We start from the raw sequence: 24,751 nt of genomic DNA, 5'->3' as shown, positions 1-24,751 counted from the left end.
CTCGGCCGCCCGCTTACCTGCTATTTGAGAGGTAAAACCTACCAAAATAAACCTGTCCCTTTTGTCAGGTTTACAAGAAAGCGGGGATGAGATGGCGACGGTGTACGGTTATGCGCGGGTGAGTTCGCGCGATCAGAATCTTAATCGGCAGCTGGATGCGCTGGGCGCCTATGGCGTGGGCTCGGCGAATATTTATGCCGACCATGCGAGCGGCAAGGACTTCGATCGACCGCGTTATCGCGAGCTGCTGCACGTCCTGGGAGACGGGGACGTGCTGGTGGTGCTTTCTATCGACCGACTTGGCCGTAATTACTCCGAGATTCTTGAGGAATGGCGACGCATTACCAAGGTGCTCGGGGTTGCCATTGTGGTGTTGGATATGCCATTGCTTGACACGCGCGCCAGGGCCAGCGGCGCGCCGGATGTGACTAACACCCTGATTGCCGATATTGTGCTGCAGCTGCTGAGCTACGTGGCGCAGGTGGAGCGCGAGAATATCCATCGGCGCCAGGCGGAGGGGATTGCAGCGGCGCGGGCGCGAGGGGTCCGTTTCGGTCGACCTCGCAAGCCATGCCCTCCTCAGTTTGAGCTGGTGCGCGATAGCTATGAGGCGGGCGATATTACCCGCAGCCAGGCAGCAAAGTGCCTGGGCGTGTGCGTGGGGACGTTCGATCGCTGGATGCGCGAGGCGGGGTAGGGTTTTGCGTCGCTTTGTCGCTTCCTGTTGCGATTCAAATTTTGATACGGTGACGATGCCATTTGGGGCTACACTCGCTGATATTCAAAAAAGGAGGTTGACCCTTGGCGCGCGTAAAACAAATAATCGGATGGACCGCGATCGTTCTGTTCGCTGCAACGCTGGCGGGCATCTGGGTGCTGACGGAGCAAAATGCGGTGGAGACGTCGTTGCTGAGCGAGTCCACCGCGCGTGTGGTGGAGGGTCAGGCTACGGGCGTTCAGGCTGTCGATGCCACGGGTGAAGCTCAGGCGGAGAACGGAATGACCGGGGGCACCGATTCGGCTGCCTCGAATGTCCGGTCTGGCCGACTTGCTTCCATTCGCATGTGGGTGGGCACGAACGTCCGTCGCGTTGCCCATACTGTAGAGTTTTTCTTCGTCGGATTGTTCGCCTCGGTGGTCGTGGTTTGCTTTTCCAAGCGTCCGTGGAGCGTATGCTCCCGTTGCGTGCCCGTATTGCTCTTTTGCGCCGCCTGCTCCGTTGGCGATCAGGTACATAAGATCTTTGTTCCCGGCAGGCATTTCGACGTTATCGATTTAGGATTCGATGCTGCGGGCTATGTCATCGCCATGCTGTTGGTATTGCTGACGGCGGCGTTGGTGCGCCATGCGACTCGGCCGATCGGCGCCCATGCGAGGCGCTAGCCGGTAACAAACCCGTTTCTGATAATGCGACCTTGTTGAATTATTTTGTGTCGCGCGTATTTCCGAGCGGTCGGATTTGAGGGGCGAGCGGTAGAACGCTCGCCCTTTGTGCGCCACGATGCGGCACAATGTACCGCAAAAGCTGTTTGTATCCGGTACGAATCGGTCGTTGGTCTTTAATTCTTCTCAACGGAGGTGTTTGAGATGGCAAACGGATTGCTTTTGCGGCTTCGCGAGCGTGAGCTCAGCGCGAGCCCGGCGGAACGCAATGTCATCGCATATGTAAGCGCTCATCCGCACGAGGTGGTCGGGCTGTCCGTCCGCGGTCTTGCCGATGTCACGTTCTCCTCGCCCTCGAGCATTTTGCGCTTTTGCAAGCGTTTGGGTTTTGCGGGCTACAAGGAGTTCCAGCGCGAACTGATTGCCGAGCTGGCGCTCTTAGGTGACAAGAAAGACGTAGCTCTCGAGGACATCTCCATGGATGACAGCGTCGAACGCATCGTGGGGAAGGTGATGAAAAGCAACGTGCGCACGATCGAGGCGACGGCGCGAACGCTCGATTACACCGTCTTGGAGCGATGCGCGGCCCGTCTTAAGCGGGCACGCGCGGTCAATCTGTTCGGTATTGGTGCTTCTCGTTTGGTCGCGCACGACCTGGCGCAAAAGCTCATGCGTGTCGACAAAGAGTGCCATCTGTACGACGACTGGCATGATCAGCTCTTATGTGCCAAGAACATGCATGAGGGCGATATGGCAATCGCCTTTAGTTACTCGGGCTTGACGCAAGAGGTGCTGGACTGCACCGCCGAGGCTCAACGCCACAACTGTCCCGTAGTGGCCGTTACCAAAGTAGATGGATCATCCAAGCTTGCCACCATGGCCGATGCCGTGCTCGGCGTCGCTGCGAGTGAACCCTTGGTCCGCAGCGGTGCCATGGCTTCGCGTATGGCCCAGCTTATGGTTGTCGATGCCCTGTACGCTGCTTACGTTGCCAGCGACTACGAACGGGCGACGCATGTCATTAAGCAAAACTACATCGAGAAACAGGAAAGATGAGGTGAATGAAATGCTCGATTTAACAAAATTCACGACCGAACAGCGTAATCAAAGGTCAATGGACCTCGATACGATGACATCGCTGCAAATCGTCACGACGATGAACGATGAGGATCTTCGTGCCGTCCAGTCGGTCACGAAAGTGTTGCCCCAGGTTGCCACAGCAATCGACTGGGCTGCTGAGACACTCGAGCGCGGCGGGCGCGTCTTTTACATGGGCGCGGGCACCAGCGGTCGTCTGGGCGTACTCGACGCTTCGGAGTGTCCGCCCACGTTTGGCGTGTCACCCGATCTGATTGTCGGGCTCATTGCCGGAGGCGAGACGGCGTTTATCAAGGCTGTCGAAGGTGCCGAAGACAGCGAGGAGCTTGGCGCGAACGACCTACGAGAGCGTGGACTCTCGGACAAGGATCTTGTCGTTGGCCTGGCGGCAAGCGGTCGTACTCCCTACGTGGTGGGCGGCCTTGTGTACGCCAAGGCAACTGGGTGCAAGACCATTGCAATCGCCTGCAACCAAGGGTCGAAGATCGGGGAGAGCGCAGATCTTGCCATTGAGCCCGTGCCCGGTCCCGAGGTGCTGACCGGCTCAACGAGGCTCAAGGCGGGAACGGTTCAAAAGCTCATTCTCAACATGATTTCGACCGGTGCCATGGTCAAGATTGGCAAGGTGTACCAAAACCTGATGGTCGATGTGCAGCAGACGAACGAGAAGTTGGTGGTGCGCGGCCAGAACATCGTGATGGAAGCGACCGACTGCACGCGCGAGCGCGCTGTTCAGGCGCTTGCGGATGCCGGCGGCCACGTAAAAACCGCTATTGTCTCGGTGCTGTTGGACTGCAATGCCGAGCAGGCTGCGGTAGCTCTTGAACGGGCGCACGGCCATGTCCGTACTGCGGTGAGTGGCCATGAGAAGAGCAATGCCGACGCCCAATAGGTGCGCGGCGCGAGCTGATATGACATCCAGACGAGATACCCAATACAAGGAGGAGTTATGACGAACAAAGAGCTGGCCCAAAAGCTGTTGGACCTTTTGGGCGGTAAAGACAACGTGCTCGCAAACGCGGCGTGCATGACGCGCCTGCGCGTGACCGTCAAAGACACGGGCAACGTCGACACGGAGGGTATTAAGGCACTCGACGGCGTGATGGGCCTGGTCGAGGACGACACGATGCAGATCGTGCTGGGTCCGGGCAAGGTGAATAAGGTGCTCGAGGAGTTCTCCAAGCTCACCGGCCTTGCGAAAGGCGTTGCCGACGAGAGCGTGGTTGACGCTGCGGCCACAAACAAGGCCGCGCAGAAGGCCAAGTACGAGTCCAAGCCGGTTCAGGCCTTCCTCAAGAAGATTTCCAATGTCTTCGTCGCCCTGCTTCCCGGCATCATTGCGGCTGGCCTCATCAACGGTATCTGCAACGTCATTAACGTCTCGACGGCAGGAGCGCTTGCAGGCGAGTGGTGGTACCAGGGCATTCGTTCCATGGGCTGGGCCCTGTTTGCCTATCTGCCTATCTTGGTGGGCTATAACGCGGCACGTGAGTTTGGTGGTTCCGCTGCGCTGGGCGGCATCGCCGGCATGATGTGCATCGCCAACAGTGCCATGCCCCTGCTTGCGCCTGGCGCGGCTGATCCTGCCACTGCCATTCTGCTGCCGCTCACCAATGCGCAGTACAACCCCGCAGCGGGCGGCATGATCGCGGCTCTCATCGCTGGCGCATTTTTTGCCTGGATGGAGCGTCAGATTCGCAAGGTTATGCCCAACGCACTCGACACGTTCTTGTCCCCGCTGCTGGTGCTCATCATCGGCGCCTTTGCTCTGATGCTCGTCATCCAGCCGGTTGGTGCATGGCTGACGACTGCCATCTTTAGCGTTTTGACCTTTATCTTCGAGAAGCTGGGCGTCCTGGGCGGCTATATCCTGTCGGCAGGCTTCTTGCCGCTGGTTTCCGTCGGCCTGCATCAGGCGCTCACGCCGATCCACGCTATGCTCAACGATCCCGACGGCGCTACCAAGGGTATCAATTACCTGCTTCCCATCCTTATGATGGCTGGCGGCGGCCAGGTCGGTGCCGGTTTGGCGCTGTACTTTAAGACCAAGAACGCCAAGCTCAAGAAGTACGTCGCAGAGTCCATTCCCGTTGGAATCCTGGGTGTGGGCGAGCCTCTGATGTATGCTGTTACGCTGCCGCTCGTTCGTCCGTTTGTGACGGCCTGCCTGGGTGCCGGATTTGGCGGCGCGCTCGCGGCGCTGCTTCACATCGGCACGGTTTCTCAGGGCGTTTCCGGTCTGTTTGGCCTGCTGATCGTCGTTCCTGGCCAGCAGCTCGGCTACGTTGCCGCTATGCTGCTAGCCTATGCCGCCGGCTTTGTCCTGACGTGGTTCTTTGGCGTCGACGAGCAGAAGATCAACGAGTTCTTTGGCGAGTAGTTTGATATCGCGAGCCGTGTTGCTCAGGGCTCGCGGAGCGCGGCAGATTTCTTGATGATATGGTTGTGCCGGCGGGGCTAACTGCTCCGTCGGCCTTTTTTAAAGGAGCGTTGAAGCGTGAAAACGGGTATTTCGATTTATCTTTCCAGCCCTCTGCAGGATATTGAGCGGACGATTGAGCGTGGTGCCGCGGCGGGTGCGCACTATGCGTTTACCTCACTGCATATTCCCGAGGATGGGGGAGCGGCGTATGCCGATAAGGTCCGTCATGTGCTGTCGCTGCTTTCCGCCCGCGGCATTGCGCTCATTGCCGATGTGGGGCCGCGTACGTGCGATTTACTCGGGCTTGAGCGTATCGAGGACCTGCGCGATCTGGGGTTGGAATACCTTCGTTTGGACTATGGCTTTAGCGCCCAGCGGGTCGCGGAGCTGTCCGGTGTATTTCGCATTGTGGTCAATGCATCGACGGTGAGTTCTGATGAAATCGCATCGTGGCGTGAAGCCGGCGCCGATGTGACTCGTTTTGCCGCCTGCCACAATTTTTACCCCAAGCCTTATACCGGTTTAGCTCTGGAGGACATTGCTCGGGTGAATCTTCGTCTTGCGGCGCTTGGATTCGAAATCATGGCTTTTGTGCCGGGTGATGCTAACGTTCGCGGGCCGGTATTCGAGGGACTGCCGACGGTCGAGGCGCAGCGCGGTCGCGCGTCAAAGGTTGCTCTCAATATGCTTGAGCTTGCACATGGCGCCGATTGCGACATTGTGTTGGTCGGCGACCCCGATCTTTCCGATGCGGGCTGGGCGCAGTTTGCTCAAGTTTCCGCCGGATACGTGGACCTGCAATGCGAGCTTGAGCTCGGTTATGCCTATGCGCGCGGGCAGATTCATCACGACCGGCCCGACTCGAGCGTCTTCATCTTTAGGTCTCAGGAGTCACGTACGACGCTTAAGCCGGATTCCGTGCCGACGGATGCCGGAGCCGGCCTGCCGCGAAAGGCGGGGTCGATCGCTGTGAGCAATAGCGGATATGGGCGCTACGAAGGCGAGCTTGAGATTGCGCGGGTCGATCTTCCCGGTGACGAGCGCATGAACGTTGCGGGCCATATCACGCCCGAGGCAATGGAGCTGCTGCCGTTCATTAAACGCGGATTCGGGGTACGGTTCGTTTAGCGTGTGACCCGTGGGCTACAATTGGCCCATCATACGAAGGCGCCTCGTGTGGCGTGTGCCTGCGTTGGCCGATCTATATTCGGAGGATTCCCATGACCGTACTGTTTGTTGAATATCCCAAGTGCTCGACCTGTAAGAAGGCCAAGGCATGGCTGGACGAACATGGGGTAGAGTATATCGATCGCGATATCGTTTTGGACAATCCCACGGCTGATGAGCTTGCGACCTGGATTGCTCGTTCGGGGCTGCCGGTGCGGCGCTTCTTTAATTCGTCGGGCATGAAATATCGAGAGCTGGGCCTGAAGGCGCGTCTGGACGCGGGCATGACGGATCGGGAGTGCTACGAGCTGCTGGCGACCGACGGCATGCTGGTCAAGCGTCCGCTGCTGGTGGGCGACGACTTTGTGATTCCCGGCTTTAGGGAATCGGCTTGGGCCGAGGCGTTGCTGTAGCGGCTGCGGAAAGTGCGACCCGTTTTGTGTGCTCAGGGTGGGACGCACTTTCCGCCGGCGGGCCTGCCCCAGTCAGTCCGCCAGCTGTGCCCATTCGTGCGGATCGTAGACCTTTACGTGTTTGTTGGGCTTGCCGCTCCAGTACTCCTCGTCCATAAAGGGCAGATATGCCTGAACGCCGGGGCAGATAAAGGGAATCCGCTGCTGTTGCAGTCGCTCGCGCTGACGCTGCTCCAGGTGCGCCTCGGATATGACGGTCGGCATGCCGGACAGCTCGACGAGACTTGCCTGGATTCGCTTAAGGTCGGGGAGTCCCGCGTGCCATGACATCCGCATGATCAAAAAGGATGCACGGCGGTATTTTGCCTGCACCACAGTAATGGCGGGGCGCAGTGTGGGATGGATTTTGTCCCGTTCGGGCCAAAGGTCGGCAGTGATCTCAAGGCCCAGGGTCTCCCATAGGTAATCAAGCTCTTCGTCCATGGCGCCTCGATATCTACGTGATCATTGATACTTCGATTGTGTTGCCTGGTGCTATCGTTTTCGCGGTAGAATCTGCCAACGGTTGACGGCTACCGCTCGCGGCGTTTTGCCCTTCGTGTACAGCGGTCGGCTTCACAGGTCCTTCACGGGTTGGACTAAATTAGGCCAATTTGACTGAATTTCAAAAAAGTCAAAATTGGGGCTTGCGTCATGGCGAGACTTCCCGTATATTTCTTTCTTGCGCAAAGGCACAGCCGAGCGCAGCGATGCAGTTATTGGGATGTCGTCTAATGGCAGGACAGCGGATTCTGGTTCCGTCAATGGGGGTTCGACTCCCTCCATCCCAGCCATTGCATTTGCTACATATGGCCCGTTCGTCTAGCGGTTTAGGACGCCGCCCTCTCAAGGCGGAGATCACCAGTTCGAATCTGGTACGGGCTACCAAAATTGAACGCCCGGGCCTCGTAAGAGACCCGGGTTTTGTGTATTGACCGTATATACGGCGCCTGCCGTGTTTCGCTCAGATCGAGGAGTAGCCATGGATCTGCCCATCAGCTTGCAAGACATCACGTATGCCGAGAACTATCTGGCGCAGGGCGACCTGGCTACGGCGACGCCGCTGCTGGAGCGTCTGGTGGAGCTCGCCGAGGAGTATATCGACGCTGAGTGCAAGACGGAGGAGAAGCGCCAATACTTTAGCTTCGATAGCAAGTTTGAGCGCTTGGCCTATCGCCGCGTGGAGAAGGATCCGCGCGAGCTCGTGCAGGTCGAGGTGCCGTTTGACCGCCTGTACTCTGATATGGCGTTTGCCTACATTCGCCAGCAGGATTATGTGAGCGCTCGTAATGCCCTGATGCAGGCTGTGCGTTGGGACCCCATGAACTGCAACTACCGCCTGGATCTGGCCGAGCTGTTCCGCGCACTCGAGGACAAGCAGGAATGGGCATCGCTCTCGTTCTCGGTGCTGGAGCGTGCAAGCGATGGCAAGTGCGCCGCCCGCGCTTACGCCAATCTAGGCCAGTACTTCTTGGAGCCCGAGACCGAGAACGTTTCGGCTGCCGTGGGCTGCGCGCGTCTGGCGCTGCGCCTGGCGCCCAACGATGCGCATACGACGCGCCTGCTCAACAAGATCCATACCACCTATCCGGATGCCGCCGATGAGAGCGACGACCACGTGATGGGTGAACTGGCCCTGCAAGGCGTGCCGACCTCGCCTTCGGCCGAGATTGCCATCTGCCTGATTATGTGCGCGACCGATGCTGCAAGTGACGGCGACAAGCAGGAGGCGACGCGCCTGACGGTGCGTGCTCGCGACTTGGTGGGCGAGGAGGCCTGCGCGGCGATTATCAAACTGGTGCGCGAGAGCGACGCCGAGCTCAATGCCGAGCGCAAGGCAAAGCGCGAGGCTGCGGGCTCAAACGCCGACGGCGCCAAGGAGGCCGGCGATGCCCAGTAGGCGCGAGCGCAAACTCATTTCCAAGAATCGCTCGGCACATCACGAGTACTTTATCGATGAGACATTTGAGTGCGGTATTGAACTGAGTGGCACCGAGGTCAAGTCGATTCGCGAGCGCGCCTGCCAGATCACCGATACCTTCGCGCTGATCCGCGGCGGGGAGTGCTGGCTCGTCGGCCTGCATATCCACCCTTATAGCCATGGTGGCGTGTGGAATCGCGATCCCGACCGTCGGCGTCGTCTGCTGCTGCACCGCAAGGAGATCGACTTTCTTGACGGCAAACTTCGCAACCGTGGTTATGCGCTGGTTCCGTTGGAACTCTACTTTAATACCGACGGCCGCGTAAAGCTGCTGCTGGGTCTGGGTCGCGGCAAGAAGCTCTACGACAAGCGCGAGGACATGGCCAAGCGTGATGTCCAACGCGAGATCGACCGCGCCCTTAAGGAACGCAACCGCTAGGCGCTCTATATAAGTTGCGGTGAGATACGGACTGTTTTGCCTGTTTGAGGGGCTATTCAGTCCCTATTTCACCGCAACTGCGGGCGTCTCATCTTTCTTACTGTTCTGACACATATGTCTCAAAGGCGGCGTCCGTTATGGGTGCCGCCTTTTTTGTGGGTACATACATTCATGAGGTTCCAACCCGAGCTAGGGGAGTGATCGTTATGGACAAAACTGCGTTCTTTACCATGCCGAGCGGTCTGTACGTGGTGAGCGCTGCGGCAGACGGGCTGCGCGCCGGCTGCGTCATCAACACTGCGGTGCAGGTGACGTCCATGCCGCCGCGTATTTCGGTTGCTGTGAACAAGGACAATGTCACCTCGGGCGTCATCGCATCGGCCAAAGCGTTCGCGCTGACCGTGATCGATCAGACGGCCGACATGCTCTACATCGGTAACTTTGGGTTCCGCACCAGCAGCGATTATGACAAGTTTGCCAAATACGAGACCCGCGAGACGGCTCTGGGCATGCCCTATGTGCCCGAGCATGCGGCGGCCCTGTTTAGCTGCCGTTTGATCGACACTGTGGATGTGGGCACGCATCTGCTGTTTATTGGCGAGGTCGAGGATGCCGAGCGCCTGAGCGACGAGACGCCGCTGACGTACGACTACTATCACAAGGTGCTAAAGGGCAAGACACCGCCCAAAGCCTCGTCGTATCAAGGCTAGAAATGTTCTAAAAATACTTGCATTATGTTATTGAGAATATATACTAATAAGTAAGTACACCAGCAGTCACGTTCGAGAGGAGAACATCATGGCTGAGGAGAAGAAGACGTATAAGTTTGTGTGCACCGTTTGCGGTTACGAGGTTGAGGTCGACACGCCCGAGCTGCCCGAGGACTACGTGTGCCCGGTCTGCGGCGTCGGCCCCGATGAGTTTGAGCTTGTCGAGGAGTAGCTCGTAGACACACGACTTGCAACAACATATAGCTCTGTCCAAGGGTCCCGGTCGAATTCTCGGCCGGGACCCTTTTGATTTATCTGACGGTTTAAAACGGTCTCACGTGTTACAGATTGAGACGTTATATCTGGACAGTCACGCCATCCCAATTACATCCCCGTTAGCAGCACGATGTCGAGAATCGTCACGATGACGCTGATCCCTACGAGCAGCGCGTTGAGCGGGCGCGAGTTGGCGTATTTGCCCATAACGCGGGGCGAACTGGTGAGTCGTATGAGCACAAAGACCGTAATCGGCAACTGAAGCGACAGCAGCGCCTGACTCCAGATGAGACCCTCAAAAGGATTCGGGACGACCAAGCACGCCGCCACTGCGCCGACGAAACAAGCCGCCACCCCGATCGAGGAATGTCGGTCGTGGATGTCGTATTCCTCGTCGAACATGCCTGCGGTGATGGTGCCCGCCGCCATGCCCGCCGTCACACTACTCGATATACCCGCAAACAGCAGTGCCACCGCAAAGATGGCCGAGCTTGCCGGGCCCAGAATGGGGGAGAGCGTGGCCGCTGCGACGGCGAGGTCGTCTACGACAATGCCGTGCGCAAAGAAGGTCGTTGCGGCCAGGATGACCATGGCCGAGTTGATCGCCCAGCCCACGCCCATCGAAAAGAGCGTGTCGAAGAGCTCGTAGCGCAGACGTTCCTCGATAACCTGCTCGCCTTGGCCTTCGAAGTGCATGGATTGGATGACCTCGGAGTGCAGGAAGAGGTTGTGAGGCATAACGACCGCGCCTAGGACACTTACGATAATCGCGGCCGAGCCGGTGGGCATACTGGGTGTGATCCAGCTTGCGGCGGCCATCGGCCAGTTGACCTTGACTAGCGTGAGCTCGGCCAAAAACGAGAGTCCTACCACGCCCACGAAGGCGATGATCCATCGCTCGGCACGCTTGTAGGAGTTCGTCATGAGCATCGCCATCGATACTGTCGCCACGATGACGCAGCCCGCGCGCACGGGCAGCCCAAAGAGCATCTGGAGCGCGATCGCACCGCCCAGGACTTCGGCCATGGCGGTGGCGATGGTCGCGAGATAGGCGCTGGCAAGCACCGTGCGCCCAACGAAGCGGGGAAGGTAACGTGTCGTGGCCTCGGCAAGACAGGCGCCCGTGGCGATACCCAGGTGTGCCGCGTTGTGCTGCAGCACAATGAGCATAATTGTGGACAGCGTGACGATCCACAGCAGTGCGTAGCCAAACTGCGAGCCCGCGGCCATATTGGAGGCCCAGTTGCCCGGATCGATAAAGCCGACGGTCACGAGCAGCCCGGGGCCGATATGCCGGGCGATATCCAGACCTCCGTGGCCTCCGGTGCGGTGCGAGCCAAAGTGTTGTTTGAGATGGTTGAGCATGGTGAGCTCCTGCGTGCCGTTTGTTTGACGCCGCAAAGGATACCCGTTTTATGCTAAAAAGTTAACCAAGACTAACAAAATTGTTGTATTTGAATAGGATGGTGAAAGGGGATTACCGAAATGTCTTGATCTGTAACAACTAAGGATGGAAATTGGGTCTAGGTGTTACAGATCAAGACAGGAAGAAATGGTCCTATGGAAAATCTCGATCTGTAACAGTTAGCTGCAAAAACCGGCCCTTCGTGTTACAGATCGAGACATTCGGAACTGTCTCTCGAAAACATCTCAATCTGTAACATCTAGGCGCCAAAATTGGGTCTTCCTGTTACAGATTGAGATGTTTGAAGCGGTGAGCTTACAGGCCGAACTTGGGGCCCTTGTTGTCGTCCTTGAGGTCGGCGGTGTCCACTCGTAGGGCGTGCGTTACGCGATTGTTTCGAAACGGGCGGGAAACACAACGGGCCGGCGATGCACCTAGTATGCCTAGTCAACTGACTGTCTAACACCTAGGGGAGGATCGCGATGCAGGCAGATTCCGCTCAGCAGCAGGGCCTTTATCGCCCCGAATTCGACCACGATGCATGTGGCATCGGCGCGCTTGCCGATATCAACGGCGAGCGCCATCACCAGATTCTGGACGACGCACTGTCCATTCTGGTCAACTTGGAGCACCGCGGCGGTACGGGACTCGAGAAGAACACCGGCGACGGCGCCGGCATCCTGTTCCAGGTTCCGCATCATTTTTTTCGCAAAGAGGCTCAAAAGTGCGGCCAGATTCTGCCGGCAGAGGGCGACTATGGCGTGGCCATGCTGTTCTTCCCGCAGGACGACAAGGGCGTAGAGGATGCCCGTCGCGTGTTTGAGGAGGGCTGCGCCGAAGCCGGCGTTCCGCTGCTCTTTTGGCGTGAGGTACCGGTCGACCCGCACGACCTGGGCGAGACGGCCCGCGCCTGCATGCCTACCATCCTGCAGGCCTTCCTGGGCCGTCCGGACGACACACCCGCCGGTGATGCCTTTGAGCGCCGCCTATACGTGTGCCGCCGCACCATCGAGAAAAAGGCCGACGCCGAGTTTGCCCTGCGCGACAAGATCTTCTACGTGTGCTCCATGAGCTCGCGCACCATCGTGTACAAGGGTATGCTGGTCGCCACGCAGATGCGCCGCTTCTTCATCGATCTCAACGACGCCGCCGTCAAAACGGCCGTGGCGCTCGTCCACTCGCGCTACTCCACCAACACCACGCCCAGTTGGGAGCGCGCGCACCCCAACCGCTTTATCATCCACAACGGCGAGATCAACACCCTCAAGGGCAACGTCAACTGGATCCGCGCCCGCGAACCCAACCTGTACAGCCCCGTGCTGCAGCACGATCTTGAGCGCGTGATGCCCATCATCAACCGCGAGGGCTCCGATTCCGCGATTCTGGACAACGTGCTTGAGTTTTTGGTCATGAACGGCCGTCCGCTCACGCGTGCCGCATCCATGCTGCTGCCCGAGCCATGGGACCACAACGACAGTCTGAGCGAGGAGCGCCGCGCCTACGACGCCTACCAGTCAATGCTCATGGAGCCGTGGGACGGCCCGGCGGCCATCGCCTTTACCGACGGTCGCACGCTGGGTGCCGCCCTCGACCGTAACGGCCTGCGTCCCGCTCGCTACTATGTGACGCGCGACGGTCGCTTTATGCTGGCAAGCGAGGTGGGCACCATCGAGGTGAGCCCCGAGAACATCCTGACGAGCGGCTGTCTGGGGCCGGGCCAGATGCTCGAGGTCGATTTTGCCCGCGGCCGCGTGATCTACAACGACGAGCTGCGCGCCCGCTATGCTAAGGAAAAGCCCTACCGTGATTGGATTGCCGAGGAGACGCTGACCGTTGACGCGCTTGATGAGCCCGTTGCGGCAACGCCCGCCGAGGACGCCGAGGTGCCCGCCGCCGTGCGCATGGCCAAGCTCGGCTACCACTGGGATGACGTCGACGAGGTCGTGCGTCCCATGGCCCAGCAGGGCAAGGCGCCGCTCGCCTCGATGGGCATCGACGCGCCGCTGGCCTGCCTGTCCAAGAAGACGCGCTCGTTCTTTGGCTACTTCTATCAGCTGTTCGCTCAGGTCACGAACCCGCCGATCGACGCCCTACGCGAGCATATGGTCACCTCGACCACGCTCTACCTGGGCAACCACGGTAACCTGCTCGAGGACTCCCGTACGGCCTGCCAGCTGGTGCGTCTGGAGCGCCCGCTGCTCAACGAGGAGGAGTTCGACCGCATTTGCGCCATCGACCGCGTGGGCTTTAAGACCCGCCGTTTCCGTGCCGTCTACCGCCGCGATGCCGGCGAGGGTGCGCTGCAGGCTGCGCTCAAGCAGCTTGCAGAGGACGTTGAGGCCGCGGTCCGCGACGGCGTGAACATCGTGGTGTTGAGCGATCGTGCCGCTGCGGGCGAGGTGCCCGTACCGTCGCTGCTCGCCGTGGGCTGCGTTCACAATCACTTGATCCGCGCTGGCGTGCGCACCTTTGCCGACATCGTGGTGGAGTGTGGCGACGCCGTGTCCCCGCACGACTTTGCGGCGCTGGTGGGCTACTCCGCGAGCGGCATCTATCCGTACAACGCGCATGCGTGCATTCGCGACTTGGCGGCGCACGGCGATCTGGACGTGACAGCCGAGCAGGGCATCGCCAACTACAACAAGGCTGCGACTGCCGGGATCGTTTCCATCATGTCCAAGATGGGCATCTCCACGGTGCAGAGCTACCATTCGGCGCAGATCTTCGAGGCCGTGGGCTTTACGCCGGAGTTTGTCAACGCGTACTTCGCCGGCACGGTGAGCCGTGTGGGTGGTATGGGCGTCGAGGACGTTGAGCGCGAGCAAAACGAGCGCTACGACACTGCGCTCGCTATTCTTAAGAGCCCGGCTCCCGATCAGCTGCCCACGCTGGGTCTGACCAAGTGGCGCCCGCTCGGCGGCGAGGATCACCTTATCGACCCGCAGACCGTCTACCTGCTGCAGACCGCCTGCCACGAGGACAGCTACGACACCTTTAAGGAGTACAGCGCCCGCCTGCACCGCACCGGCCGTGCCGTGCGCCTGCGTGACCTGCTGGACTTTAATGCCAACGGTCGCACGCCGGTTTCGCTCGACGAGGTGGAGCCCGCGCTCAACATCGTCCGCCGCTTTAACACCGGCGCCATGTCGTACGGTTCCATCAGCAAAGAGGCGCACGAGTGCATGGCCATCGCCATGAACCGCCTGCACGGCCGTTCCAACTCCGGCGAGGGCGGCGAGGATCCGCGCCGCGAGACCCCGCTGGCTAACGGTGACTCCAAGAACTCCGCCATCAAGCAGGTGGCAAGCGCGCGCTTTGGCGTGACGAGCCGCTACCTGTGCAGCGCCTTCGAGATTCAGATCAAGATGGCCCAGGGCGCCAAGCCTGGCGAGGGTGGCCACCTGCCCGGTAAGAAGGTCTACCCCTGGATTGCCGAGGTCCGTCAGTCCACGCCCGGCATCGGCCTGATCTCGCCTCCGCCGCACCACGACATCTACTCCATCGAGGACCTGGCGGAGCTTATCTTCGATCTTAAGAACGCCAACCCCGGCGCACGCGTGTCGGTCAAGCTGGTCAGCGAGGCCGGCGTCGGCACCATCGCCACCGGTGTGGCCAAGGGTGCCGCCGACAAGATCTTGATCAGCGGCCACAATGGCGGCTCGGGTGCCGCTGCGCGCGACTCTATCTGGCACGCGGGTCTGCCGCTGGAGCTTGGCCTTGCCGAGGCCCAGCAGACGCTGCTGCAAAACGGTTTGCGCTCACGCGTGGTGCTCGAGGCCGACGGCAAGCTCATGGACGGCACCGACGTCGCCGTCGCCTGCCTGCTGGGTGCCGAGGAGTTTGGCTTTGCGACCATGCCGCTCATCTCCATGGGCTGCCTCATGCAGCGCGACTGCCAGCAGGATACCTGCCCGGCCGGCATCGCTACGCAAAACTGCCGCCTGCGTCGCGGCTTCCGCGGCAAGCCAGAGCACGTCGAGCACTTTATGCTCTTTGTTGCCGAGCAGCTGCGCGAGGTCATGGCGAGCCTGGGCTTCCGCACCGTCGACGAGATGGTCGGCCATCCCGAGTGCCTGCGCCAGATCGAGGTCCCGGGCAACCGCAAGGCCAACCTGCTCGATCTGTCGCCCGTGCTGGCAAGCGCGACCTGTGAGTTTGGTGCCCACATCCCGGGCGCCGACGGCCGTCACTTCCTGCCCCAGATGGCTGCGGACAGCGAGCTCGACAAGACGCTCGACTCCACGCTGTTTGTGCCCTATACGGCCGATGCCCGTGCACACCTGCGCCCGATTCGCTTCCGCGCCGACATCGCCAACGTCAACCGTTGCGTGGGCACCATCTTGGGCAACGCGGTGACCAAGGCGCATCCCGAGGGCCTGCCCGCCGGCTCCATCACCATCGATTGCGATGGTTCGGCCGGTCAGAGCTTTGGCGCTTTCCTGCCGCGCGGCATTACGCTCAACGTGTGCGGCGACGCCAACGACTACTTTGGCAAGGGCCTTTCGGGCGGCGAGGTGTCGGTGCGCCCCAACCCGCATGCGACCTACAAGTTCGACGAGAACATCATCGTGGGCAACGTTGCGTTCTTTGGCGCCACGAGCGGTCGCGGCTTCATTAACGGCCTGGCCGGCCAGCGCTTTGGCGTACGCAACTCCGGTGCCACGGTGGTGGTCGAGGGCTGCGGCAACCATGGCTGCGAGTACATGACGGGAGGTCTGGCGCTCATCCTGGGCGAGGTCGGGCAGAACTTTGCCGCCGGCATGACGGGCGGCGTGGCCTATGTCTTTGACCAATACGGCACGCTCGACGCCCGTGTGAACCACGAGAGCGTGGAGCTCAAGGCCCCGACGGCCGGTGAGCTGGCGCAGATTCGCGAGCTCATCCAGGGGCACGTGGACGCGACGCAGAGTCCGCGCGGAATTAAGCTGCTCTACAGCTTCGACTCGATGAGCAAGCACTTTGTGAAGGTCATTCCGACCGAGTACGAGCGCGTACTGGCGATCGTCGCTGCGGGCGAGGCCGTGGGCAAGACGCATGCGCAGGCCGAGGAGCTGGCGTTTGACATCGTGACCGGTCGCGCGAGTGCCGCGGATGTTGCTCGCTTTGATGTCGCGGGCGGTGCTGCGGGTGCTGCGTCCGTGGCCGCTACCGGTTCTGTTGCTTCGACCAAGAAGGAGGCGTAAGTGCCATGGGTAAGCCCGGTGCTTTTCTTGATATCGATCGCGTGACCCACGAGCTGCGCCCCGTGGAGGAGCGCAGCCGCGATTTCGATCCGCTGTACGTGGAGCTCGACGACGATGCGCGCCGTGCCCAGGCGAGCCGCTGCATGATGTGCGGTGTGGCGTTTTGTCAGATGGGCGCGAGCTTTGGCAAGGCACGCCCGAGCGGCTGCCCGCTGCACAACCTGATTCCCGAGTGGAACGAGCTGGTGTACCGCGGCCGCTGGGATGAGGCTGCCGAGCGACTGTCGCTCACCTCGCCCATGCCCGAGTTTACGAGTCGCGTGTGCCCGGCGTTGTGCGAGGCCGCGTGCAACCTGGGTTCGGTCGATGGCCAACCCACGACGATCCATGACAACGAGCGTGCGATCAGCGACCATGAGTGGGCAAATGGCGGTCCGCGCCGCTTTGAGCCGGCAGGGGAGGATGCACCCACGGTCGCTGTGATTGGCTCTGGCCCGGCTGGCCTGGTGGCTGCATGGGAGCTTGCACGTCGCGGTGCCCGTGTGACGGTATTTGAGCGTGACGACCGCCCGGGCGGCCTGCTCATGTACGGCATTCCCAACATGAAGCTCGAGAAGTCCGTGGTCGAGCGTCGCGTGGCACTTATGCGCGAGCTGGGTATTGTGTTCGAACTGAGTGCTGACGTGAATGATCCTGCGGTGGCTGCCAAGCTCGACGACTTCGATGCCGTTGTGGTGGCTGCCGGCGCCCGTGCTCCGCGTGGGCTTTCGGCTGCGAACATTGATGCCCCGGGCGTAGTGTATGCCGTGGACTACCTGACGGCTTCGACCGTCTCGGTGCTCGATGGCGGCGAGCCTGTCGTCGATGCATGCGGCCTGGACGTCGTGGTCATTGGCGGCGGCGATACCGGTAACGACTGCGTGGGCACCGCGGTACGTCAGGGTGCGCGCAGCGTGCGCCAGTTTGAGTTCTTGCCGGCGGCGCCTGATGCGCGCGCGGCGAGCAACCCCTGGCCGCAGTGGCCCAACGTGAAGAAGACCGATTACGGCCAGCAGGAGGCCATCGCTGCCATGGGCGGCGAGATGCGCGCTTGGGGCGTGGATACGCTCGAGGTGCTGCTGGACAAGAAGGGCGCTGCCGCGGGCCTGCGCGTGGTCGACCTGGATTGGTCGGCCGGCAAGCCTGAACGCATTGCGGGCTCCGAGCACGAGGTGCCGGCCCAGCTGGTGCTCATCGCCTGCGGCTTTACGGGCCCAGAGCACGGTGTGTTCGACGCCGTTGGCGTGCCCGTTGCCACTGCTGGTCGTCCGCTGCCTGTGATGGCCGCCGAGGGCTCGCATCTTGCGGCGCGTGTTGACGGCGTCGCCGCGGATGCCGCGCCGGTGTATGTTGCCGGTGACGCTCGTAACGGCAGCTCGCTCGTGGTGAACGCTATGGCCGACGCCCTGGCCTGCGCAGCCGAAGTCGCCGAGGCGCTGGAGCTGTAAGGCGGCTGTCCACAGCTGAATCGACAAGGGCTGTCCCCAACGGCTGGCCCAAATGGAACGTCCCCAAGTGCCGGCAGCTGGGGACGTTCCTTATGTGCCGGCATTCGGGGACACTCCTTGCGGGTTTGCGACCGATTTGTTCGTTTGCCGACGCGCGAGTGTCCATTCGGCGTCTTCTTGAGCTGTGGTGCTCTGCTGTTTCTGTGGTGACCGGGGGCGCTTGGCTCAAAAGGGCGGGTTGGCCGTCTATGTTTACCTGCGGTTTTGTTGCGGTGCGCATTTTCGGTCAAGCTTTTCGTCAAGTGTTTGGTCAGCATCTGGTTTGCAGCCGGAGGCCTATTTTGCCCGCGCTGGTCGTGGCTGCCCACCCTCCTCGTAAGCTCAAATTGAGGTCCATCAGTTTGAGGAGGATGCCGTGACTGACCAAGTTTTTGACCGAGCAGAGCTGGCTGAAGCCGTCGGCAACGATATTGCCGACATGGCTCACTTTTGGATGCTGCGGAAGTTTCAATTCCTGGAGTCGGCGCGCGAACAGTTCGAGATTATCGTCGATCCGTGGCTCAGCTATCGCACCGAGCCTTCCCAAAACGAAATCATGGCCTACAACATGGCATTTACCGATTGGCTGCTCTTCGAGCGCCCCTATCGCCATGGTAAGACGCTGCTCGAGCTGTATGTTGACGAGCCACCGGCATCGCTTTCGCCTGCCTCGCTCAAGCGGCTCGAGCAGGTGCGCGACACACAGTATTTCTCGCGCTTTGGCATTTTGGGCAAGGATCCTGCGAACGGCACGGTTGCGCTGAAGGATACGCGCACCGACCGTCGCTTTGATGTCTACGACCCGCATATCGTGCAAAAGGAGCATTGGAGCGACGGTGCGATTGCGGTGCGCCTCGCCTGCGTCGACGATGTCTGGCTGACGGCGGGGCAGCTCTACCTCTACGACATAGCGCGCCTGAGCGATACGGCGATCGACGGGCCCGGCGCCGTCCATCCGGAAGACCTAGAAGATGGCTTCGACACCTCGCGTATCAGCTTCTTTTTGCGCCTGGTCCGCGACATCATGGGCGCCCAGGGGCGCTACGTAAAGTCCCTCAACATCTACGAGCAGGAGTGGGAGTAGGGGATGGGCTGTCGCAGCGCCGCCGCGTGTCTATTTGTCTCGATCTGTAACGCTTGGCGGCTGTTTGAGCCCGTAACTGTTACAGATCGAGACATTTCCCTGGTGTCGCTGGGGTGGGACTGCAGCGTATTCCGTCCCCCACATCCCCTCTTCCCTCCGTTAACCGATATGTCTGTGGCAATCGGGCTACACTGGATAATAATGGACAGATGTTCAAGTTTTCTGAGGGGGAGGAGCTCGATATGGCGTCTGCCGATCGTTCCACGTTGTTTATCAATGCGACCGTCCTGGATGGTTCGGAGCATATGGAGCCGCAACCCGATATGGCCGTGACTGTTGAGCGCGGTGTCATCACGTGGATGGGGCCGAGTGCTGTGGCGCAGGCACCTGCAGGTGCCGAGGTCATCGACCTGGCAGGTGCGTATCTCATGCCCGGTCTCATCAATATGCATGTGCATCTGTGCGGTTCGGGCAAGCCGGTTTCGGCGGGCGATGCGGGCGCGCTGATGAAGAAGCTCGATAATCCCGTGGGGCGCGCCATCGTGCGCCATATTCTTAAGGGCAGCGCCCAACAACAACTGGCAAGCGGCGTGACCACGGTGCGCGGCGCGGGCGACCCACTGTTTGCCGACATCGCCGTTCGTAATGCCATCGACGCCGGCAAGTATCAAGGTCCTCGCCTGGTGGCGCCGGGAACGGGCGTCACGGTGCCGGGCGGCCATGGTGCGGGCTTGTTCGCCCAGGTGGCCAACAGTCCCGCCGAGGCAGCCGAACAGGTGCGCGACCTGTACGCGCGTGGTGCCGACGTCATTAAGCTGTTCGTGACGGGCGGCGTGTTCGATGCGACCGAGGTGGGCGAGCCGGGCGTGCTGCGTATGCCGGTGGAGGTTGCCGCGGCGGCATGCAAGGCGGCGCACGATATGGGCCTTCCGGTTATGGCCCATGTCGAGAGTACCGAGGGTGTGAAGGCCGCACTTGAGGCCGGCGTTGACACGATTGAGCACGGCGCTCCGCTGACGCCCGAGATCCTGGAGCTGTACCGTGGCGCCGCGGGCACGCAGCTCGAGGGGCGTGCGCCCAGCGTTACCTGCACTATCAGCCCGGCGCTGCCGTTTGTATTGCTCGACCCGGAAAAGACCCATTCGACCGATACGCAAAAGAAGAACGGCGACATCGTGTGCTCGGGCATCATTGAGAGCGCCCGTGCCGCACTGGAAGCTGGCGTTAAGGTGGGCCTTGGCACGGACTCGAGCTGCCCGTTCGTGACGCAGTACGACATGTGGCGTGAGGTGGCCTATTTTGCCAAGTATGTCGGCGTGAGTAACGCCTTCGCGCTGCATACGGCCACGCAGGTCAATGCCGAGCTGCTGGGGCTGGGCGGCGAGACCGGCACAATCGAGTGCGACAAGGCCGCCGATATCCTGGTGACACGCAAGAACCCGCTCGATGACCTGTGCGCACTGCGTGAGCCGACGCACGTGATGTGTCGCGGCGATCTGGTGCGCAAGCTCAAGGTGAAGCGCATTCCCGAGGTGGACGCCGAGCTCGACGCGATTATGGCCATGCCTGCCGAAGCGCTTGCCGAGGAGCTCGCCCGCGATGGCGTAGCATAGGTGTGACAAAGGGACGGTCCCTTTGTCATAATCAAAAAAAGCCGAGGTCTCAACACGAGGCCTCGGCTTTTATTTTGTCCCATGGTATGGCGGCTAGGAGCGCGTCTCCATCTTGGCGTGGCACTTGGGGCAGGTGACGCGGATTTTGCCCTTGCCCTTGGGAACGGAGAGCATCTGGCCGCAGTTGGGGCACTTGAGATAGACTGTGGTCTTGCGGCCCTTCCACATCTTCTTGGCTGTGCGCTTGGCACGTTCAAAGTCTTCCTTGCTAGTACCGGCTGCGCGCGAGGCGTTGGCCGCTGCAGCTCCGCCGCCCAAGCTAGCTACAAACTTGCCCAAGCCGGGTACGTTTGCAGTCGCGGCGACAAAGGCCTCGTTCTCCTTGCGACGTGCGTCGATATTTTTGGACAGGCCGCGCAGCACGCCAATCACGATTACGGCGATGGCAATCCAGCTGAGCCACTGGATGCGGGTTATCGATCCGATCATCGCGATGACGATGCCGGCAAAACCCATCACGATGGTGAGCTCGTCGGCACCATTGCGACCCTTCATAAAGTCATTCATGCAAATTGCCTTTCGTTCGATATGCTGCACGCCTTTATACCCGATTTAGAGCAAGGGGGACAGGTTAATCTGCACCAATGTGGTGCAAACGTACCTGTCCCCGATACACCAAGATGGCGCAAAGAAGTCTGTCCCCAATGCCCCAATTACTTGGAGAGCTTGTTGACGACGCGTTCGATCTCGGCGAGCTTGGCGGCTTTGAGGTCTTCGTCGCCCGATTCGATTGCCGAAGTCACGCAGCCCTCGATATGCGCCTTGAGCACGTCGGCGTTGATGCGCGCGAGGAGCGCCTGTGTGGCCATGAGCTGCGTGGAAATATCGACGCAGTAGCGGTCCTCCTCGACCATCCGCAGGATGCCGTCGATCTGCCCGCGTGCCGTTTTGAGCATGCGGGTCACCGATTTGTGGTCTGCCATCATGGCGGGTCCTCGTTTCTGGTCGGGGGGGTACGTGCGGGTCGTTACGCGGCGGTCACCGAAAGGGCGTGGAACTTCTCGCCGGCGCCCTCGACGGCGGCGGCGAGCTGCTCGGCGGTCACGGTGTCGGCGCACTCCACCTGGACAGTCTGGGTCTCGTGATCGGCGTCGGCATCGGTCACGCCGACCACGTTGAGCAGCGCGGTCTCGACGGTGGCATCGCAATGGCCGCACATAAGGCCGGAAGTCTTGATTGTGTAACGCATGGGTATTCCTCTCTGTTGTGTCGGCTTTCCCAGGTGCCCGACCTTGACCTTCAAGCCGTCGCTCGCGTACCAAAGTACGCGTCGCTCCTCTTTCAGGTCAATCTCGGGCACCTGGAAAACCCGTTCTAAATGGACTTAATGGTGAGCTTATTTTGCCACTTTTGGCTTAAAGGATTTTAAGCGCAGAGCGTTGCTTACGACGCACACGCTCGACAGGCTCATGGCGGCGGCGCCAAACATGGGCGAGAGCTGCCAGCCGGTGAGAGGGAAGAACACGCCCGCGGCAAGCGGAATGCCGATGCCGTTGTAGAACAGCGCCCAGAACAAGTCCTGCTTGATGTTGCGGATCGTGGCACGCGACAGCTCGATGGCGCGGGCGACGTCCATGAGGTCGCTGCGCATGAGAACCACGTCGGCGCCCTCCTTGGCGATGTCGGCGCCGGTGCCGATAGCAAGGCCCACGTCGGCGCGCGCCAGGGCGGGGGAGTCGTTGATGCCGTCGCCTACCATGGCGACCTTGCCGCCCACATCCTGCAGCTCGCGGACGTGGTGCTCCTTGTCGGCAGGGAGGACGTCGGCGATGACCTGTTCGCTGCTCAGCCCCACGCGGCGGGCGATGGCCTCGGCCGTCACGCGGTTGTCGCCGGTGAGCATGCACACGTCGACGCCAAGCGAGCGCAGTGCGGCGATGGCCCCGGCGCTCGTCTCCTTGACCTCGTCCGCCACGGCGATGGTACCGACAAGCTCGCTGTTCTTGGCAAAGAACAGCGGCGTCTTGCCCTCGGCCGCGAACTGTTCGGCAAGGCCGGCGGGAACCTTCACGCCCAGCTCGTCCATCAGACGCACGTTGCCGGCGGCGATGACATTCTGCCCCTCGCGTGCCGTAACGCCTCGCCCGGGCACGGCGGTAAAGTCCTCGACCATGCGTGCGACGATTCCGCGCGCCTCGCACTCGGCCATAATCGCCTCGGCCAGCGGGTGCTCGCTTGAGCGCTCCAGCGCAGCGGCCAGCTTGAGCAATGCCTTTTCGCTCATGGCGGGCGAGCCGTCAGCGCGCGTGGCTACCGTGATATCGGTCACAGCCGGCTTGCCGCGGGTGACGGTGCCCGTCTTGTCGAGCACCACGGTGCCCACGCTGCGTAGGTTCTCCAGCGCCTCGGCGCTCTTAAACAGAATGCCCATTTCGGCGCCCTTGCCGGTGCCGACCATAATGGCGACGGGCGTGGCCAGGCCCAGCGCGCACGGACAGCTGATCACCAGCACGGCCACGGCGGAGGTGAGCGCCTCGTTTATGCTGCCGGTCAGTGCCATCCACACCGCAAAGGTCACGGCCGAGATCGCAAACACCACGGGCACGAACACGCCGGCGACTTTGTCGGCCATGCGGGCGATAGGCGCCTTGGTGGCGTTGGCGTCCTCGACGAGCTGGATAATCTTGGCGAGCGACGTGTCGGCACCCACACGCGTGGCGCGGAAGGTAAACGAGCCCGTGCGGTTGACCGTGGCCGCATTGACAGTGTCGCCGGCGGTCTTCTCCACGGGAATGGATTCGCCGGTGAGCGCGCTTTCGTCCACGGCCGAGCTGCCCTCGAGCACCACGCCGTCAACGGGGATGGACTCGCCGGGGCGCACACGCAGCACCTGGCCGGGAAGGATGGCGTCGACGTCCACAGCGGTCTCGGTGCCGTCGTCGGCCACGATGGTCGCGGTCTTGGGCGCCAGGTCGATGAGCGCCTCGATGGCGCCGCCGGTCTTGGACTTGCTGCGCGTCTCGAGGTATTTGCCCACGGTGACCAGCGACAGGATCGTGCCGGCGCTCTCAAAATACAGATTGTCCATGCCCGTTATCATGGCCTCGTGTACCTGACCTGTGGCCAGCTGGTCGGCCATGATAAACATGGCGTAGAGCGACCAGGCAATGGACGCGGTGGCGCCGACGGCGATGAGGGCGTCCATGGTGGGCGCGCCGTGCGCGAGCGATTTAAACCCATTGATAAAGTACGCGTCGTTGACATAGACGATGGGGATGAGCAGGACGAGCTCGGTGAGGGCGAGCGTCATGCTGTGAGTATGGTCGGTGAAGATGCCGGGCAGCGGCCAGCCGAGCATGTGCCCCATGCCTGTGTAAAACAGCGGGATGAGGAAGATGATCGAGATGATGAGGCGGGTACGCATGGCAGAGGCGGCGGCCTCCAGCTTTTTGGTGGGCGACTCCATATGGGTGACGCCAGACCTGGCCTGCGAGCTGCCGCTTGAGGCGGCGTCGGTGCCCGCGCTGATGGGCGAGGCCGAGTAGCCAGCGCGATCGACAGCGGTGCAGATATCGTCGGGGGAGACCTGCGCAGGGTCGTAGTCCACCAGCATAGAGCCGGCGAGCAGATTGACCGCGACGCTTTGGACGCCGTCGAGCTTGCTCACGGCACGGTCCACGTGCGCTTGGCACGCGGCGCACGTCATACCGCCCACGTCAAACTTATCCTGAGCCATGGCTTCTCCTTTCTGTGGTTCGGTGTTGAAAGTGTTAACCTGCCGATACTATACACCCATACCCCCTGGGGGTGTCCAGTACAGAAAGAAATGTATGACATTTCGTTACAGATGAGGGTGGTTGGTTGGCCGATGGACCGTCTCAACCAATCATCTCAATCTGTAACGTCTGGACCGGTTTTTGAACCATAGCTGTTACAGATTTAGACTGGAGTGGGAAGGATAAACTGGACTTTCTTTTAAGGATCCTCAAGCGTATTGCCGCTCGTATTCCACTGGAGACATGTAGCCCAGGGTGGAATGCATGCGCACCCTATTGTAATAGAGCTCTATGTA

21 protein-coding genes and 2 tRNA genes are annotated in these 24,751 nt (G+C 61.0%); 17 read left to right on the top strand and 6 right to left on the bottom strand.

Features of this window, described 5'->3' with window-relative positions; translation table 11 throughout:
• Positions 1-91: 91 nt before the first annotated feature.
• The 7 genes from AAAX77_RS08585 (at position 92) to AAAX77_RS08555 (ending at position 6,483) form a co-directional block, all read left to right on the top strand.
• Entirely contained in the window at positions 92-697 is a 606-nt protein-coding gene (locus tag AAAX77_RS08585; RefSeq protein ID WP_195919687.1) for a recombinase family protein, read from the top strand.
• A 104-nt stretch (positions 698-801) separates the two neighbouring features.
• Positions 802-1,383, top strand: coding sequence for a VanZ family protein (locus tag AAAX77_RS08580; RefSeq protein WP_349105836.1), 582 nt, complete (start codon positions 802-804; stop codon positions 1,381-1,383).
• A 204-nt stretch (positions 1,384-1,587) separates the two neighbouring features.
• Positions 1,588-2,439, top strand: coding sequence for a MurR/RpiR family transcriptional regulator (locus AAAX77_RS08575; RefSeq protein WP_055310345.1), 852 nt, complete (start codon positions 1,588-1,590; stop codon positions 2,437-2,439).
• Between the two features lie 10 nt (positions 2,440-2,449).
• On the top strand, positions 2,450-3,373 hold the full coding sequence (gene murQ / locus AAAX77_RS08570; protein ID WP_349105835.1) for an N-acetylmuramic acid 6-phosphate etherase: 924 nt from the start codon (positions 2,450-2,452) through the stop codon (positions 3,371-3,373).
• A gap of 57 nt (positions 3,374-3,430) precedes the next feature.
• The gene (locus tag AAAX77_RS08565) at positions 3,431-4,861 is read left to right on the top strand and encodes a PTS transporter subunit EIIC (protein WP_035137407.1); all 1,431 of its coding nucleotides are present in this window, start codon (positions 3,431-3,433) and stop codon (positions 4,859-4,861) included.
• 117 nt (positions 4,862-4,978) lie between these two features.
• Complete coding sequence (locus AAAX77_RS08560; protein ID WP_349105832.1) at positions 4,979-6,031, top strand: MupG family TIM beta-alpha barrel fold protein; 1,053 nt, start codon at positions 4,979-4,981, stop codon at positions 6,029-6,031.
• Between the two features lie 92 nt (positions 6,032-6,123).
• Positions 6,124-6,483 carry an arsenate reductase family protein gene (locus tag AAAX77_RS08555; RefSeq protein WP_118066575.1) on the top strand — a complete coding sequence of 120 codons (360 nt, stop codon included), beginning with the start codon at positions 6,124-6,126 and terminating at the stop codon, positions 6,481-6,483.
• Between the two features lie 72 nt (positions 6,484-6,555).
• Here the strand turns inward: AAAX77_RS08555 and AAAX77_RS08550 are convergent, their stop codons facing one another.
• A complete protein-coding gene (locus AAAX77_RS08550; RefSeq protein WP_006235322.1) occupies positions 6,556-6,966 on the bottom strand; it encodes a hypothetical protein in 411 nt (136 codons plus the stop codon).
• A gap of 276 nt (positions 6,967-7,242) precedes the next feature.
• Between AAAX77_RS08550 and AAAX77_RS08545 the strand changes: the two genes are divergently transcribed.
• From AAAX77_RS08545 to AAAX77_RS08520, 6 genes are all read left to right on the top strand, one after another.
• Positions 7,243-7,316, top strand: a tRNA-Gln gene (locus tag AAAX77_RS08545).
• Between the two features lie 17 nt (positions 7,317-7,333).
• A tRNA-Glu gene (locus tag AAAX77_RS08540) sits at positions 7,334-7,410 on the top strand.
• A 94-nt stretch (positions 7,411-7,504) separates the two neighbouring features.
• On the top strand, positions 7,505-8,422 hold the full coding sequence (locus AAAX77_RS08535; protein WP_006235324.1) for a hypothetical protein: 918 nt from the start codon (positions 7,505-7,507) through the stop codon (positions 8,420-8,422).
• A complete protein-coding gene (smpB, locus tag AAAX77_RS08530) occupies positions 8,412-8,882 on the top strand; it encodes an SsrA-binding protein SmpB (RefSeq protein WP_349105830.1) in 471 nt (156 codons plus the stop codon). The genes AAAX77_RS08535 and smpB overlap by 11 nt, the downstream gene beginning before the upstream one ends.
• A 206-nt stretch (positions 8,883-9,088) precedes the next feature.
• Positions 9,089-9,592: a flavin reductase family protein gene (locus AAAX77_RS08525; protein WP_117746556.1), complete on the top strand. Its 504-nt coding sequence runs from the start codon at positions 9,089-9,091 to the stop codon at positions 9,590-9,592.
• An 88-nt stretch (positions 9,593-9,680) separates the two neighbouring features.
• Complete coding sequence (locus AAAX77_RS08520; protein ID WP_006235327.1) at positions 9,681-9,824, top strand: rubredoxin-like domain-containing protein; 144 nt, start codon at positions 9,681-9,683, stop codon at positions 9,822-9,824.
• Positions 9,825-9,976: 152 nt separating this feature from the next.
• Here AAAX77_RS08520 and AAAX77_RS08515 read toward each other — a convergent pair whose 3' ends face one another.
• Complete coding sequence (locus AAAX77_RS08515) at positions 9,977-11,233, bottom strand: Nramp family divalent metal transporter (protein WP_349105828.1); 1,257 nt, start codon at positions 11,231-11,233, stop codon at positions 9,977-9,979.
• 522 nt (positions 11,234-11,755) lie between these two features.
• Here AAAX77_RS08515 and gltB point away from each other — a divergent pair.
• From gltB to AAAX77_RS08495, 4 genes are all read left to right on the top strand, one after another.
• On the top strand, positions 11,756-16,456 hold the full coding sequence (gene gltB, locus AAAX77_RS08510; protein WP_349105826.1) for a glutamate synthase large subunit: 4,701 nt from the start codon (positions 11,756-11,758) through the stop codon (positions 16,454-16,456).
• A gap of 5 nt (positions 16,457-16,461) precedes the next feature.
• On the top strand, positions 16,462-17,943 hold the full coding sequence (locus AAAX77_RS08505) for a glutamate synthase subunit beta (protein WP_349105824.1): 1,482 nt from the start codon (positions 16,462-16,464) through the stop codon (positions 17,941-17,943).
• A gap of 415 nt (positions 17,944-18,358) precedes the next feature.
• Complete coding sequence (locus AAAX77_RS08500; protein WP_349105822.1) at positions 18,359-19,066, top strand: hypothetical protein; 708 nt, start codon at positions 18,359-18,361, stop codon at positions 19,064-19,066.
• Between the two features lie 209 nt (positions 19,067-19,275).
• Positions 19,276-20,679, top strand: a complete 1,404-nt coding sequence (locus tag AAAX77_RS08495; protein ID WP_349105821.1) for an amidohydrolase family protein — start codon at positions 19,276-19,278, stop codon at positions 20,677-20,679.
• Positions 20,680-20,772: 93 nt separating this feature from the next.
• On the opposite strand, the gene AAAX77_RS08490 is transcribed toward AAAX77_RS08495, so the two are convergent.
• The 4 genes from AAAX77_RS08490 to AAAX77_RS08475 all read right to left on the bottom strand — a co-directional run bounded on the left by AAAX77_RS08490 (position 20,773) and on the right by AAAX77_RS08475 (position 24,415).
• Complete coding sequence (locus AAAX77_RS08490) at positions 20,773-21,246, bottom strand: hypothetical protein (protein WP_349105820.1); 474 nt, start codon at positions 21,244-21,246, stop codon at positions 20,773-20,775.
• 146 nt (positions 21,247-21,392) lie between these two features.
• Complete coding sequence (locus tag AAAX77_RS08485) at positions 21,393-21,665, bottom strand: metal-sensing transcriptional repressor (protein ID WP_349105818.1); 273 nt, start codon at positions 21,663-21,665, stop codon at positions 21,393-21,395.
• 41 nt (positions 21,666-21,706) lie between these two features.
• Positions 21,707-21,928: a heavy-metal-associated domain-containing protein gene (locus AAAX77_RS08480; protein ID WP_117634829.1), complete on the bottom strand. Its 222-nt coding sequence runs from the start codon at positions 21,926-21,928 to the stop codon at positions 21,707-21,709.
• A gap of 147 nt (positions 21,929-22,075) precedes the next feature.
• Positions 22,076-24,415 carry a heavy metal translocating P-type ATPase gene (locus AAAX77_RS08475; protein ID WP_349105816.1) on the bottom strand — a complete coding sequence of 780 codons (2,340 nt, stop codon included), beginning with the start codon at positions 24,413-24,415 and terminating at the stop codon, positions 22,076-22,078.
• Positions 24,416-24,751 lie beyond the last annotated feature (336 nt).

The organism is Collinsella sp. CLA-ER-H6 (assembly GCF_040092305.1).
GTDB lineage: Bacteria > Actinomycetota > Coriobacteriia > Coriobacteriales > Coriobacteriaceae > Collinsella.
This window is presented reverse-complemented; position numbering and strand designations above follow the sequence as displayed.